The organism is Allobosea sp. CER48, from assembly GCF_044752385.1.
GTDB lineage: Bacteria > Pseudomonadota > Alphaproteobacteria > Rhizobiales > Beijerinckiaceae > Allobosea.
Window position 1 is genome coordinate 1 of the sequence record NZ_JBIWYK010000044.1, and the last position, 12,363, is coordinate 12,363.

Annotated in this window: 15 protein-coding genes; 2 read left to right on the plus strand and 13 right to left on the minus strand. The window is 67.9% G+C overall.

Going from position 1 to position 12,363, the window contains the following annotated elements; all coding sequences use genetic code 11:
- Positions 1–533 (minus strand): LbetaH domain-containing protein (locus ACIPIA_RS03410; protein ID WP_400506686.1); only part of this gene is annotated, 533 nt, incomplete at its 3' end.
- Here ACIPIA_RS03410 and phnN point away from each other — a divergent pair.
- On the plus strand, positions 532–1,131 hold the full coding sequence (gene phnN / locus ACIPIA_RS03415; protein ID WP_400506687.1) for a phosphonate metabolism protein/1,5-bisphosphokinase (PRPP-forming) PhnN: 600 nt from the start codon (positions 532–534) through the stop codon (positions 1,129–1,131). The genes ACIPIA_RS03410 and phnN overlap by 2 nt on opposite strands.
- On the opposite strand, the gene ACIPIA_RS03420 is transcribed toward phnN, so the two are convergent.
- Genes ACIPIA_RS03420 through phnG form a run of 8 tightly spaced genes read right to left on the minus strand, consistent with a single transcriptional unit; the run spans position 1,128 to position 7,573 of the window.
- Positions 1,128–1,823, minus strand: coding sequence for a DUF1045 domain-containing protein (locus tag ACIPIA_RS03420; RefSeq protein WP_400506689.1), 696 nt, complete (start codon positions 1,821–1,823; stop codon positions 1,128–1,130). The genes phnN and ACIPIA_RS03420 overlap by 4 nt on opposite strands.
- On the minus strand, positions 1,820–2,959 hold the full coding sequence (locus ACIPIA_RS03425) for an alpha-D-ribose 1-methylphosphonate 5-triphosphate diphosphatase (RefSeq protein WP_400506690.1): 1,140 nt from the start codon (positions 2,957–2,959) through the stop codon (positions 1,820–1,822). The genes ACIPIA_RS03420 and ACIPIA_RS03425 overlap by 4 nt, the downstream gene beginning before the upstream one ends.
- Before the next feature lie 2 nt (positions 2,960–2,961).
- The gene (gene phnL, locus ACIPIA_RS03430) at positions 2,962–3,657 is read right to left on the minus strand and encodes a phosphonate C-P lyase system protein PhnL (RefSeq protein WP_400506692.1); all 696 of its coding nucleotides are present in this window, start codon (positions 3,655–3,657) and stop codon (positions 2,962–2,964) included.
- A 50-nt stretch (positions 3,658–3,707) separates the two neighbouring features.
- A complete protein-coding gene (phnK, locus tag ACIPIA_RS03435; protein WP_400506694.1) occupies positions 3,708–4,514 on the minus strand; it encodes a phosphonate C-P lyase system protein PhnK in 807 nt (268 codons plus the stop codon).
- Positions 4,511–5,434: an alpha-D-ribose 1-methylphosphonate 5-phosphate C-P-lyase PhnJ gene (locus ACIPIA_RS03440; protein ID WP_400506696.1), complete on the minus strand. Its 924-nt coding sequence runs from the start codon at positions 5,432–5,434 to the stop codon at positions 4,511–4,513. Before ACIPIA_RS03440 ends, phnK begins: the two co-directional genes overlap by 4 nt.
- A complete protein-coding gene (locus ACIPIA_RS03445; protein WP_400506698.1) occupies positions 5,431–6,543 on the minus strand; it encodes a carbon-phosphorus lyase complex subunit in 1,113 nt (370 codons plus the stop codon). The genes ACIPIA_RS03440 and ACIPIA_RS03445 overlap by 4 nt, the downstream gene beginning before the upstream one ends.
- Positions 6,543–7,145 carry a phosphonate C-P lyase system protein PhnH gene (gene phnH, locus ACIPIA_RS03450; RefSeq protein ID WP_400506700.1) on the minus strand — a complete coding sequence of 201 codons (603 nt, stop codon included), beginning with the start codon at positions 7,143–7,145 and terminating at the stop codon, positions 6,543–6,545. The genes ACIPIA_RS03445 and phnH overlap by 1 nt, the downstream gene beginning before the upstream one ends.
- Positions 7,145–7,573, minus strand: coding sequence for a phosphonate C-P lyase system protein PhnG (gene phnG, locus ACIPIA_RS03455; RefSeq protein ID WP_400506702.1), 429 nt, complete (start codon positions 7,571–7,573; stop codon positions 7,145–7,147). The genes phnH and phnG overlap by 1 nt, the downstream gene beginning before the upstream one ends.
- Positions 7,574–7,661: 88 nt before the next feature.
- Between phnG and phnF the strand changes: the two genes are divergently transcribed.
- Positions 7,662–8,405, plus strand: a complete 744-nt coding sequence (gene phnF, locus ACIPIA_RS03460) for a phosphonate metabolism transcriptional regulator PhnF (protein WP_400506704.1) — start codon at positions 7,662–7,664, stop codon at positions 8,403–8,405.
- 148 nt (positions 8,406–8,553) lie between these two features.
- Here the strand turns inward: phnF and phnE (ACIPIA_RS03465) are convergent, their stop codons facing one another.
- The 4 genes from phnE (ACIPIA_RS03465) to phnC all read right to left on the minus strand — a co-directional run bounded on the left by phnE (ACIPIA_RS03465) (position 8,554) and on the right by phnC (position 12,316).
- Complete coding sequence (gene phnE / locus ACIPIA_RS03465; protein WP_400506706.1) at positions 8,554–9,408, minus strand: phosphonate ABC transporter, permease protein PhnE; 855 nt, start codon at positions 9,406–9,408, stop codon at positions 8,554–8,556.
- Entirely contained in the window at positions 9,405–10,286 is an 882-nt protein-coding gene (phnE, locus tag ACIPIA_RS03470) for a phosphonate ABC transporter, permease protein PhnE (protein WP_400506708.1), read from the minus strand. Before phnE (ACIPIA_RS03470) ends, phnE (ACIPIA_RS03465) begins: the two co-directional genes overlap by 4 nt.
- A gap of 214 nt (positions 10,287–10,500) precedes the next feature.
- The gene (gene phnD, locus ACIPIA_RS03475) at positions 10,501–11,415 is read right to left on the minus strand and encodes a phosphonate ABC transporter substrate-binding protein (protein ID WP_400506709.1); all 915 of its coding nucleotides are present in this window, start codon (positions 11,413–11,415) and stop codon (positions 10,501–10,503) included.
- Between the two features lie 82 nt (positions 11,416–11,497).
- Complete coding sequence (phnC, locus tag ACIPIA_RS03480) at positions 11,498–12,316, minus strand: phosphonate ABC transporter ATP-binding protein (protein WP_400506711.1); 819 nt, start codon at positions 12,314–12,316, stop codon at positions 11,498–11,500.
- Between the last annotated feature and the right edge of the window lie 47 nt (positions 12,317–12,363).

A 12,363-nucleotide genomic window follows, 5' to 3' on the forward strand; every position in this document is an offset into this window, starting at 1 on the left:
CACCAGGCCAGCGTCTGCAGCCGCTCGGCGACATCCTCCGAAAAGCGCCGCCTTACGGGCCGGGCCGGATTGCCGGCGACGATGGTATAGGCGGGCACGTCCTTGGTGACGACGGCGCCGCCCGCGACCACTGCGCCGGTACCGATGCTGCGGCCGGCCAGCACGATCGCGCCATGGCCGATCCAGACGTCGTGGCCGATCGTCACGGCATGGGCCCGGCGCCAGTCGAAGAAGGCCTCGTCGTCCTCGGCGTCGTCGAAATAGGCTGCGGCGCGATAGGTGAAATGCGACTGGCTCGCCCGCTGCATCGGGTGATTGCCGGGGTTGATCCGCGTCATCGCCGCGATCGAGCAGAATTTCCCGATTGTCGTGTAAATGACATTCGCGTCGTTCACGACATAGGAGTAGTCATCCATCGTCGACTCGACGAAACTCGTGCGCGCGCCGATCGCGGTATAGCGGCCGAGCGTCGCCTGCCTGACCTGGGCGGTCGGGTCGATCACCGGTTCGAGACCCAGTTTCTTCGTGGCCATGTCGTTGCACTCTCCTGAACTCGTCGCCCCTGTCTCGGCAGTGGGCGCGCTCGTGCTCGTGGTGGGGCCTTCCGGGGCAGGGAAGGACACCCTGATGGATGCCGGCCGCGCAGGGCTGGCCGGTGACCGGCGTTTCCGCTTCGCGCGCCGGCTGATCACCCGGCGGGCCATGGCGGGAGCCGAGGATCACGATTCCTGCGACGAGACCGCCTTCGCCGGCGCCGAGGCCAGGGGCGAGCTGGCTCTGAGCTGGCGGGCGCACGGGCTGAGCTACGGCATCCCGGCGGCCGAACTCGCCGGCGTTGCCGCGGGTGACGTCGTGATCGTCAACATCTCCCGCGCCGTCATCGCCGAGGCCGAGCGGCTGGCGGAGCGCGTCGTGGTGCTCAACATCACCGCGCCGGTGCAGGTCCTGGCGCATCGGCTCGCCGCGCGCGGGCGCGAGAGCGAAGCCGATATCGCGGCGCGGCTCCGGCGAGAGGCGCCGCTGACGGCGGAGCGGGCGGAGATCGTCACGATCATGAACGACCGCAGCATCGCCGAGGCCGCCGAAGAGCTGCTCGCCGTCCTGCGCGCGCTCCGGCAGCATGGCTCCTAGCCGAGCGGATAGGAATCGATCAGGCGGAAGCGGCCGGCGCGGCCGTCCTGCCTGAACAGGGCGAAGCGGTCGAGCTTGACCGGCCCGGCCGGAAGGGCCGCCGCATAGGCGGACTCCAGCGCCTGCTTGACCGGTGCCGCATGCTCGCCCGGAAGCGAGCCGGTCAGCGTCATGTGGAAGCGGAAGGCATCGCCGACATAGGGATAGCCATAGGCTTCGAGATAGGCGTGCTGCGCCGGGGTGAGCGGGCTCTTGAGGCGCCGCGCCCGATCGGCCTCCGCCAACGGCGCGCGGAAAGGCTCGAACGCCTGCACCATCGTGAAGGCGAAGCGCTGCAGTTCCTCGCTCGGCTCCGACGGCGTGAGCGCCACGAAGGATCCGAGCGCCGTCACGCTCAGGCCGGCGAGCGGCACGCTTTCACGTCCTGCCGCGTAGTTGCGGGCGAAGGAGCGCAGTTGCTCTTCGCTGCGGCCGTCGGCGAGCTCGAACGGGGCCTTCAGCGTGGCGTGGAAGCCGTAGCGGCGCGGTTCCTCGGTGAAAGCCGGCCACTGGCGGGGATCGCAGCCGGGCGGAACGGCGAAGGGGAGATCCTCGGCCGTGAGCGCATCATAGCCGAGCGTCGCGCTGCCGAAGCGCCAGAGCGGGCTTTCGGCAGCGGGAGCGTAATAGAGAGCGTAGCGCGGCTTGCTCAAAATGCGCGCTCGCCCTTCGACCAGACCGTGCCGATGACCGGCGTGTCGCCCAGCACCTTGAAGCGGACGAGGTCGGCGCGCAGGCCGGGCTTCAGATGGCCGCGATCCCCGAGCCCGAGGATATCGGCGACCTTCCAGGTGACCATGCCCATAGCCTCCGGCAGCGCGATGCCGTGGCCGGCATTGAGCCTGACCACCGCCTGCAGCAGGCTCGCCGGGACATAGTCCGAAGACAGGCCGTCGAGCAGGCCCTTCTCGGCGAGTTCGGCGACGGAGACGCCGCCCGAATGCGAGCCGCCGCGCACGACGTTCGGCGCGCCGGCGACGGTGGCGAGGCCATGTTTCTTGGCGGCGGCCGCGGCCTCGACCGTGGTCGGGAACTCCGAGATGACGGCGCCCGAGGCGATGCCCTCGTCGACATGTTCAGGCGTGGTGTCGTCATGGGTTGCGAGCGGGATGCCGCGCGAGCGGAAGATGTCCACGACCGCCTGCCAGTTCCTGGCGACGTTGGCGGCGCCTTCGCGCTGGCGGACCTCGACGTCCTCCTCGAACTCGGCGACCGTCTTGCCGTTGCCCACGGCATAGGTCTTGAGGTGCTCGAGGTTGCGCCACTGCCGCTGGCCGGGGGTGTGGTCCATCAGCGAGACCAGCTGGACCAGCTCGTCGTCCTGATAGGGCGCGATGTCCTCCAGCAGCTGCGGGCTCGTCAGCTCGCAGCGCATGTGGATGCGGTGGTCGATGCGGAAGACGTTCTCGCTCTTGCCGTAGGCCAGCGACTTCATCACGTCGGCGAAGATGTCCTTGCGGTAGTCCTTGGCCGAGAAGGGCGTGCCGGCACAGACGGCATCGTAAACGGTGGTGACGCCGGCCGCGGCCATCTGGGCGTCATGGACGAGCGATGCCGCGAGCCCGTTCGGCCAGAAGACCTTCGGGCGCGGCATGAAATGCTTTTCCATGTTGTCGGTGTGCATCTCGACGAGGCCGGGTGCGACATAGTCCCCGCCGACATCGACGGCACCAGGCAGGGACGACTTGCCCTGGTCGACGGCGGTGATGCCGGTTCCGTCGAATGCGATGGTGCCGGTGACGACCTCGTTCTCGAGGATCAGCCTGGCGTTGGTGAGTACGGTCTGCATCTTCAGGCCTTCCGGAAAGCGGTGATGTCGAGATAGCGCGTCGCGACGCGTTCGCGAACCGCCTCGTCGTGGAAGATGCCGACGATGGCGGAGCCGGCGGCGCGCGCCTCCGAGATGAGATCGACGACGACGTCGCGATTGGCGGCGTCGAGCGAGGCGGTCGGCTCGTCGATCAGCATGATCGGCGAGGGGTCCACGAAGGAGCGGGCGATGTTGACGCGCTGCTGTTCGCCGCCGGAGAAGGTGGCGGGCGCGAGGTTCCACAGCCGCTCGGGCAGGTTGAGCCGGGCGAGCATGGCCTTGGCCTTCTCGGTCGCGAGCTCGGGAGCGGCGCCACGGGCGAGCAGCGGGTCGCGCACGATGTCGAGCGTCGAGACTCGCGGGATGACGCGCAGGAACTGCGAGACGAAGCCGAGCGTGCGGCGGCGGATGTCGAGCACGGTGCGCGGCACTGCGGCGACGATGTCGATGGGCCGGCCGGCATGGGTGATGCGGATCGCGCCGCCCGTCGGCCTGTAATTGCCGTAGAGGATGCGCAGCAGGCTCGACTTCCCGGCGCCGGACGCGCCGGCCAGTACCAGCGCCTCGCCGGCCTCGACATGGAAATTGACGTTGTCGAAGACGGGCAGCCGGGCTCCGCCCTGGTTATGCAGGGTGAAGGTCTTGGCGACGTTCTCGACCTGAATCATCGTGGTCATGGGGTCAGTGCCTTGCCGATACGGGGTGACGCGAATGTGACGGCATGCCGTCACACACTGAGCACCGCCGAGGTCAGGAGTTGCGTATAGGCGTGATGGGGATCGTCGAGGACCTGGTCGGTCAGGCCCTGTTCGACGACGCGGCCGTCCTTCATCACCATGAGCCGGTCGGTCAGGAGGCGCGCGACGGCGAGGTCGTGGGTGACGATGATCGCGGCCAGCCCGAGATCGCGCACCAGCACGCGCAGCAGATCGAGCAGGCGGGCCTGCACGGAGACGTCGAGACCGCCAGTCGGCTCGTCCATGAAGACGAGGCGCGGTTCCGAGACCAGCACGCGGGCGATCTGCAGGCGCTGCTGCATGCCGCCCGAGAACTGGCGCGGCCGGTCGTCGATGCGGGTGCCCGCGATCTCGACGCGCTGCAACCAGTCGAGCGCGCGCTCGCGGATCTGCCCGTAATGCCGGTCGCCGCGGTCCATCAGCCGCTCGCCGACATTGCCGCCGGCGGTGACGTCCATGCGCAGGCCGTCGCGCGGGTTCTGGTGGACGATGCCCCAGGCCGTGCGCATCAGGCGGCGGCGCTCCTGCTCCGAGACCGAATAGATGTCGAGCGGCTCTGCGCCGCCACGGAACAGCACCTCGCCCTCATCCGGCTTGTCGATGCCGGCGAGGCAGCGCAGCAGGGTCGACTTGCCCGAGCCGGATTCGCCGACGATGCCGAGGACTTCGCCCGGCCAGAGATCGAAGGAGACATCGGCGCAGCCGATGCGCTCGCCATAGAAGCGGCTGACGCCATCGACGGAGAGCAGGGGGGCGGGTTCGAGCGCGAGCTCGGCCGCTGCGACATGCAGGGTCATGGGGTGGTCTCCTCGACCAGGCCGCTCGCGGCCGCGTCGCCCAGCATGGTGCCGCGATGGCCTTCCGCCCGGCGGGTCTCGCAATAATGGCTGTCGGAGCAGACGAACATGCGCCCGCCCCGGTCGTCGATCACGACCTCGTCGAGATAGCTGTCGCCCGCGCCGCAGAGCCCGCAGGGCTGGCTCCAGCTCTGGATGCGGAAGGGATGGTCCTCGAAATCGAGGCTGCGCACGCTGGTAAAGGGCGGCAGCGCGTAGATGCGCTTCTCGCGGCCGGCGCCGAAGAGCTGGAGCGCGGGCGACATGTGCATCTTCGGATTGTCGAATTTCGGGATGGGCGAGGGCGCCATCACGTAGCGGTCGTTGACCATGACCGGGTAGTCATAGGTCTTGGTGATCTCGCCATAGCGGGCGATGTCCTCGTAGAGCTTGACCTGCATCAGCCCGTATTCGGCCCATGCGTGCATCTTGCGCGTCTCGGCTTCGCGCGGCTCCAGGCGGCGCAGCGGCTCCGGCATCGGCACCTGATAGACCATGATCTGCCCGCTCTGCAGCGGGGCCTCCGGGATGCGGTGGCGCGTCTGGATGATCGTCGCCTCGTCGGTCGCCTCGCAGGTGCGGGCATCGGCCGTGCGCTCGAAGAACTTGCGGATCGAGACGGCGTTGGTGGTGTCGTCGGCGCCCTGATCGATCACCTTGAGCGTATCGGCCGGGCCGATGATCGCGGCGGTGATCTGGATGCCGCCCGTGCCCCAGCCGCGCGCCAGTGGCATCTCGCGGGAGCCGAAGGGCACCTGGTAGCCGGGCACCGCGACCGCCTTGAGCAAGGCGCGGCGGATCATCCGCTTGGTCTGCTCGTCGAGATAGGCGTAGTTGTAAGCCGGCTTCGCATCATCCGCCGGCATCTGATGGATTGTCATTCCGCAGCCTCCGGCATGGCGTCCTGTTCCTGCGCAAGCCGTTCTTCCCGCTCGCGGCGGATGCGGCGGATCAGTTCGAGCTCGCCCTGGAAATCGACATAGTGCGGCAGCTTGAGGTGCTCGACGAAGCCGGCCGCCTCGACATTATCGGCGTGATAGAGGACGAACTCGTCCTGCTGCGCCGGGTAGTTCGCCGCCTCGCCGAAATCGCGGGCCTTCAGGGCACGATCGACCAGCGACATCGACATTGCCTTACGCTCGCTATGGCCGAAGACGAGACCGTAGCCGCGGGTGAATTGCGGCGGCACCTCCTTCGAGCCCTGGAACTGGTTGACCATCTGGCATTCGGTCAGGGTGACGTCGCCGAGGTCGACGGCGAAGCCGAGTTCCTCCGGCACGAACTCGACCGCGACCTCGCCGACGCGGACCTCGCCGACGAAGGGATGCGTGCCGCCGAAGCCGCGCTGCACGGAGTATCCGAGGCCGAGCAGGAAGCCCTCGTCGCCACGCGCCATGGATTGCAGGCGGACATCGCGATCGGCCGGGAAGGAGACGGGATCGCGCGTCAGATCGAAGGGCCGCGGATCGCCTTCAGGCGGCTCTTCCGCTTCCATCAGGCCTTCGGCGCCTAGGATGTCGGGCACGCGCGGCATCGTGGCGTCGAGCGGCGTCGGGGCCGAGCGGGGCGCGGCCCCGCCGCCCTCGTCCATCAGGGCGAAGTCGAACAGTCGATGCGTGTAGTCGTAGGTCGGGCCGAGCACCTGCCCGCCGGGCAGATCCTTGTAGGTCGCCGAGACCCGGCGGCGGATCGCCATCTGGGCGGTATCGACCGGCTCGGAGGAGCCGAAGCGGGGCAGGGTGGTGCGATAGGCGCGCATCAGGAAGGCGGCCTCGATCACGTCCCCCTGCGACTGCTTCAATGCGAGCGCGGCGAGGTCCTGATCGTAGAGCGAGCCTTCGTTCATCACGCGGGCGCAGGCCAGCGCCTGCTGCTCGCGGATCTGGGCCACCGAAATTTCCGGCACGGTCGGGTCACCCCGGCGCGCCTCGGCGACGAGGTCATGCGTGGCGAGGATGGCGGCCTCGCCGCCTTTCACTGCGACATACATCAGCGAGCCTCCTCAACTTGCGTCGAGCGCGGCAGGCCGAGCATGCCGTCGCCATGGGCCAGCACGACATCGACGCCGAGCGGATACAGCGCGCCGTTCTCGTGCAGTTCGTCGGCGAAGCCCGGGCGCAGGCCCTGCGGCGCGATGCTGCGCGTGCCGGGAATGCCAGGGCCGGCGAGCGCGAGGGCCGCGCCGCCCTCGAACGCCGAAACCTGCACGATCACGGTGGTGGAGCGGTCGGGGAACTGGTCCGTGCCGAGGTTGAAGGCGGAGAGCTTGGGCTCGCCCGCCGCGCCGTCGAGCACCGCGAAGGCGGCCGCGGCGGGATCGTCGACGAGGGCGGCGCCGCAATGGAAGCGCAGCCAGGCGCCGGCCGGGCCGTTGCGCAGGGTTGCCGGCAGCCAGACCGGGGTCTCGTAGTCGGCCAGCGTCAGCAAGGCGGTCGCCGTTGCAGCCGTCAGGCCCTCCGGCGGGGTGAGCCCGGCCGCGACGCGCTGCAGCGTGCCGGGTTCGGAGAGGGCGGCGAGCAAGGCGCGGAAGGCGGCCTGCGACTGGAAGACCGGCTCGGAGAAGCCGGGGGCGATCATCGCTTGGGTCGACATCACGAGCCCCGCACCAGCGTGAAGAAGTCCACCTTGGTCGCCGCTGCCTTGCGCGAGGCGAGGTCGCGGGCGGCAGCCTGCTGCGCGGCCAGGGCGGCGACGCCGTCATGCAGGCCGCCTTCGGTCTCGTCCTGAAGCCGGGCGTCCAGCAGGGCGGCGAGGCGCGCCTTCCGGCCATCGCGGCCGAGCGCATAGGAGAAGCCCATACGGCCGGTCGAGAGACGCACGACGCATCGCGTCACCGTGGCCTCGCCGAGGTTGAAGCGGCGGCCGGCGCCACCGGCGCGGCCCTCGACCATCACCGTGCCGGTTTCCGGGGCCTTGAGGATTTCATGGGCGGGCGGATCACCGAGCAGGCGTTCGATCTCGGCGCGGGAGGCGCGGGCGAGCGTCGCCATCCAGCTTTGTCTCATGGTCTTCTGGCTCATCGGCGCGGGCTCGCTGGTCAGTTCAGAATGTCTAGACTATGCTAGGGAAGTTGATGGCAAAGGTCTATACTTTTCGGAAGACATTTTGATGACGGACGCAGCAATCGCGGAGCGGGATGGCGGCACGGCCTGGCGACGCATCGCCGACGAACTGGCCGATGCGATCTCGCGCGGCGACTACAAGCTTGGCGACACGCTGCCGGCCTCGGTGGCGCTGGCAGAGCGCTATGGCGTGCATCGGCACACCGTGCGGCAGGCGTTCCGCCACCTCGCCGACCAGGGGCTGGTGACGGTTTCACGCGGACGCGGGACGCAGGTGACGGCGCCGCGCCTGCCTTATCCGATCGGCCGGCGCGTCAGCATGCGTACCAATATGGGCAAGCTCGGCATCACCGGGACAAGCCGCATGCTCTCGGCGGAGACTGTGGTGGGCGAGGCGGCGGCCTGCGCGGCACTCAAGCTGAAGACCGGGACGCCGCTCTGGTGCGTGCGGGGCGTGAGCCTGGCCGACGGCGTGCCGATGGGCACCGGCACGCACTGGCTCGCGGTCGAGCGCTTCCCGGATTTCGACAAGGCCTATCGCGAGGCCGCCGGTTCGATCACCGCGGCCTTCAAGGCCTATGGCATCACGGACTACGTGCGCCTGTCGACGCGGTTGACGGCGCGGCTCGCCGATGAAGGCGAGGCCGAACTGCTCGAGATCGCGCCCGAGGCTGCCGTGATGATCTCGACGGCGGTCGATGCGCTGCCGGACCTGACGCCGGTCCATCTCGTTTCGAGCGTCTTTGCCGCTGAGCGCATGGAGATGGTGATCGAGCCGTTCGGGGATTGAGAAGGACCGCTGTCCTCGTCATGGTCGGGCTTGTCCCGACCATCCATGCCTTCATTGGTCGAGATAGTGTTCAAGACGTGGATGCCGGCCGCAAGGGCGAGCATGACGACCTGCATGCCTTGATCTTTTTCCGGGTTCTTCTCCGCCCTCAGTTCGCGCGCTTGCCGATGATGGCGAAGCGGAGCTTGCCGGAGAGGAAGTCGATGGCGGAGACGGCGGCGAGGATCAGCAGGATCAGGAAGGAGACCTGCTGCCATTCCAGCGTGCGGATGGTCTCGGCGAGATAGAGGCCGATGCCGCCGGCGCCGACGATGCCGATGATCGTCGAGGACCGCGTGTTCGACTCGATGAAGTAGAGCACCTGGCTGGCGATGACCGGCAGCACCTGCGGCAGCAGGCCGAAGCGGATCACGTGCGCCTTGCCGCCGCCCACGGAGGCCACGCCCTCGACCGGCTTGCGGTCGGCGGCCTCGATCGCCTCGGAATAGAGCTTGCCGAAGGCGCCGAGATCGCTGGTCATGATCGCGAGCATGCCGGCGAAGGGCCCCAGGCCCACGACATTGACCCAGATCAGCGCCCAGATCAGCGCGTCGACGCCGCGGACCGTATCGAGGGAGCGGCGGGCGAAGAAGTGCACCACGCGGTTGGCGACGACGTTGCGCGCCGCGATGAAGCCGAGCGGCAGGGCGAGTACCGCGGCGAGCACCGTGCCGAGGAAGGCGATGGCGATGGTCTCGAACAGCGCCTTCACGAAGATCAGGGCTCGCGCCCAGGAGCCGGGATCCGGCGGCAGCATAAGCACGACGAAGGAGCCGAGATTGCCGAAGCCGGAGAGGATCTTCCAGAGCGAGGTCTCGAGCGTCGAGAGGCCGTAGACGAAGAAGCCGAGCAGGGCGGCGATGGTGCCGAGGGTGGCGAGCCTGGTCCTGAGGGAACCGCGGATCGCCGCAGCATGCCGGTTCAGGATGTCGGCGCGCTCGGCGGTGGTGAGGGCGAAGCTCATCGGCCGTGCTCCAGGCTGAGGAGGGCGTGGCGCAGCCGCTCGGTGCCGTAGTCGATCAGCATCACCGTGACGATGATCAGCAGCAGGATGGCGCTGACATCGGTGAAGTAGAATTTCCGGATCGCCTCGATGAGGTCCTGGCCGATGCCGCCGGCGCCGACGAAGCCCATGATCGAGGCGCCGCGCACATTGATCTCGAAGCGCAGCAGCGCATAGCTCGCGAAGTTGGAGAGCACCTGCGGCACCACGGCGAAGCGTACGATCTGCCACCAGCTGCCGCCCGAGGCAGTGACGCCGTCGACGGGCTTGAGGTCGATATTTTCGACCACCTCGGAGAACAGCTTGCCGAGCGCTCCCATGGTGTGGATCGCGATGGCGAGCACGCCCGGCAGCGGGCCGAGGCCGAAGGCGATGACGAAGATCAGCGCGAAGACGATCTCGGGAACAGTGCGGCAGAATTCGAGGAAGCGGCGGACGGCAAAGCGCAGCCAGGGCGCGCGACCCAGGTTCGCGGCGGCGGCGAAACAGAAGAGGAAGGCGCCGGCGGCGCCGAGGATCGTGCCGACATAGGCGATGAGGATGGTCTGCCAGAGCAGCTTCAGCCAGCCCTTGAGCCCCCAGTACCATTCGGCGAGGTCGGAGCCGAGGCTGGCGAGCCGGAGCGTCGGCAGCGTCTCGTAGATGTATTTCGGGAAGCGGTGGATGTTCTCGAAGAACCTGGCGAGATCGACCTCGGCGCCGCGCGCCGACAAGAGCACGCAGGCGAGGAAGACGACGATACCGATGATCGCCTGGCGGCGCTTGGCCGAGGCGGCCTGCCGATAGGTCTCGGCATGGGCCCGGATGGCCGGGTCGTTGCGGTCGATCGCGAGGGTCATGAAATTTTGAGTCCGTTGCCGATCAGGCGCGGGGAACCCCTCTCCTGTAAGGAGAGGGGCAGGGGTGAGGTGTAGGCCAGAGATCGTTGGCCTGAACGCAGGGGCGGAGAGGTTTCACGCCGCTGGTTCTTCGGCCTACCCCTCACCCTGCCCTCTCCCTATGGGAGAGGGTTCCCCGCGCATGATGACAGCGGGGCGTGAGGGGCGAAGGACGTTACGACGACTTCTTCTTGCGGAGGTCGTCGACGAACTTGTTGAGGTCGATGATCGGGTCGTAGGCCTTGTTGTCGACGGCGACGAGCGGGCCCTGCTTGCCTTCATAGATCTTGTCGAAGGCGGCCTTGTCCTTGGTGGCGAGGTTCAGCACCGCGTCGCGGATCTTGGCCTTGAGGTCTTCCGGCAGCTCGGTGAGATAGGCCATCGGCGAGTTCACGATCTGCTCGGACTTGTAGATGATCCGGAAATCGTCGGCCTTGACCATGTTCTTGCGAGCCATGCGCTGCAGGTTCGACTCCTGCTCGTCGTTCCACCAGTTGGCGGCGACATCGACGGTGCCCTGCTGCAGGGCGATGATCGCGTTCTCGTGGCTGCCGGTATAGACGACCTTCGAGAAGAAGGTTTCCGGCTCGATCTTCATGCCGTTCAGCGCAAAGCGCGGGACGTTGTTGCCGGAGGTGGAGTTCGGGTCGACGAGGCCGAGATTCTTGCCCTTGAGATCCTCGACCTTCTGATAGGGCGAGTCCTTCTTCACGTAGAAGACCGAGTGATAGCCCTTGGTGCCGTCGAGGTTGGTCTCGATCGCGAAGGCATCGACCTTGGCGCCGGTCATGCGGGCGCGGGCGAAGGAGGACGGGCCGTAGGAGGCGATGTGGATGTTGCCGGTGCGCTGGCCCTCGATGATCGCGGCGTAGTCGTTGGCGATGCGCAGCGTGACCTTGGTGCCGAGTTCCTTGGCGAGATACTGCACGAAGGGGGTGTAGCGCTCGGTGACGCCGGAGGCGTTTTCGGAGGGGATGATGGCGAAGACGAGCTCGGGATACTTCGCCTTCCAGTCCTGGGCGAAGGCCGGGGCCGCGGTGAGCGCGAGGCCGGCGACGGCGAGCTTGAGGGTATGACGACGGGTCAGCATCGATGTGCTCCTGGTTGCAGTCGTAGTCGGGATGGTCTTCTCGCGGCGACGGCCTTCAGGCCGGTCCGGCGATCTCGCGAAGTCAGGCGGTCTTCTGGCGGGCGCGCTTCGCTTCGGAAGCGGCGATGGCGTCGAGCGCGTCCAGCGCCTCGGCGCCGGCATCCTTGGCCTCGATGCCGTAGAGTTCGGCCGCGACCTCACGGGTCAGGGCCTGCGGCACGTCGTCGAAGACGACCTTGCCTGCGGACATGCCGATCAGCCGGTCGCAATACTTCGCGGCGATGTCGAGGTCGTGCAGGTTGCACATCACGGTGATGCCGTCCTCGCGGTTGATGCGGAACAGCGCGTCCATGACGACCTGGGTGTTGCGCGGGTCGAGCGAGGCGATCGGCTCGTCGGCGAGGATGATGCGCGGCTCCTGGACGAGCGCGCGGGCGATGGCGACGCGCTGCTGCTGCCCGCCGGAGAGCGTCTCGGCCCGCTGCGCGAGGAGGTGCCCCATATCGAGACGCTCGAGCGCCGCAATGGCACGGATCTTGTCGTCCTCGGAGAAGCTCTTGACCAGGGTCAGCGCGGCCGAGCGATGATTGAGGCGGCCGAGCAGCACATTGGTCAGCACGTCCAAGCGGCCGACGAGGTTGAACTGCTGGAAGATCATCGCGGTGTCGCGACGCCAGCGCCGCAGCGAGCCGCCCTTCAGCGCCGTGACGTCCTGCTCCTCGCAGACGATGCGGCCGGAGCTCGGCTCGGCCAGCCGGTTGAGCATGCGCAGCAGCGTCGATTTGCCGGCTCCGGAGCGGCCGATCACGCCGACCATCTCCCCCTTGGGGATCGAAAGCGAGACATTGTCGACAGCATTCTTGTCGCCAAAGCGCTTGGTCAGGGCTTCGATACGCAGCATGGATCTCGGTTCTCGGGCACGGTACGGGCGTGAGCGCAGCCCCGCCC

Bases quoted from the DNA above. Each gene is read 5' to 3' on its own strand.
- phnN (WP_400506687.1), top strand. From the start codon at position 532: ATGTCGTTGCACTCTCCTGAACTCGTCGCCCCTGTCTCGGCAGTGGGC.
- ACIPIA_RS03425 (WP_400506690.1), bottom strand. From the start codon at position 2,959: ATGCAGACCGTACTCACCAACGCCAGGCTGATCCTCGAGAACGAGGTC.
- phnL (WP_400506692.1), bottom strand. From the start codon at position 3,657: ATGACCACGATGATTCAGGTCGAGAACGTCGCCAAGACCTTCACCCTG.
- phnK (WP_400506694.1), bottom strand. From the start codon at position 4,514: ATGACCCTGCATGTCGCAGCGGCCGAGCTCGCGCTCGAACCCGCCCCC.
- ACIPIA_RS03440 (WP_400506696.1), bottom strand. From the start codon at position 5,434: ATGACAATCCATCAGATGCCGGCGGATGATGCGAAGCCGGCTTACAAC.
- ACIPIA_RS03445 (WP_400506698.1), bottom strand. From the start codon at position 6,543: ATGTATGTCGCAGTGAAAGGCGGCGAGGCCGCCATCCTCGCCACGCAT.
- phnH (WP_400506700.1), bottom strand. From the start codon at position 7,145: ATGTCGACCCAAGCGATGATCGCCCCCGGCTTCTCCGAGCCGGTCTTC.
- phnG (WP_400506702.1), bottom strand. From the start codon at position 7,573: ATGAGCCAGAAGACCATGAGACAAAGCTGGATGGCGACGCTCGCCCGC.
- phnF (WP_400506704.1), top strand. From the start codon at position 7,662: ATGACGGACGCAGCAATCGCGGAGCGGGATGGCGGCACGGCCTGGCGA.
- phnE (WP_400506706.1), bottom strand. From the start codon at position 9,408: ATGAGCTTCGCCCTCACCACCGCCGAGCGCGCCGACATCCTGAACCGG.
- phnE (WP_400506708.1), bottom strand. From the start codon at position 10,286: ATGACCCTCGCGATCGACCGCAACGACCCGGCCATCCGGGCCCATGCC.
- phnD (WP_400506709.1), bottom strand. From the start codon at position 11,415: ATGCTGACCCGTCGTCATACCCTCAAGCTCGCCGTCGCCGGCCTCGCG.
- phnC (WP_400506711.1), bottom strand. From the start codon at position 12,316: ATGCTGCGTATCGAAGCCCTGACCAAGCGCTTTGGCGACAAGAATGCT.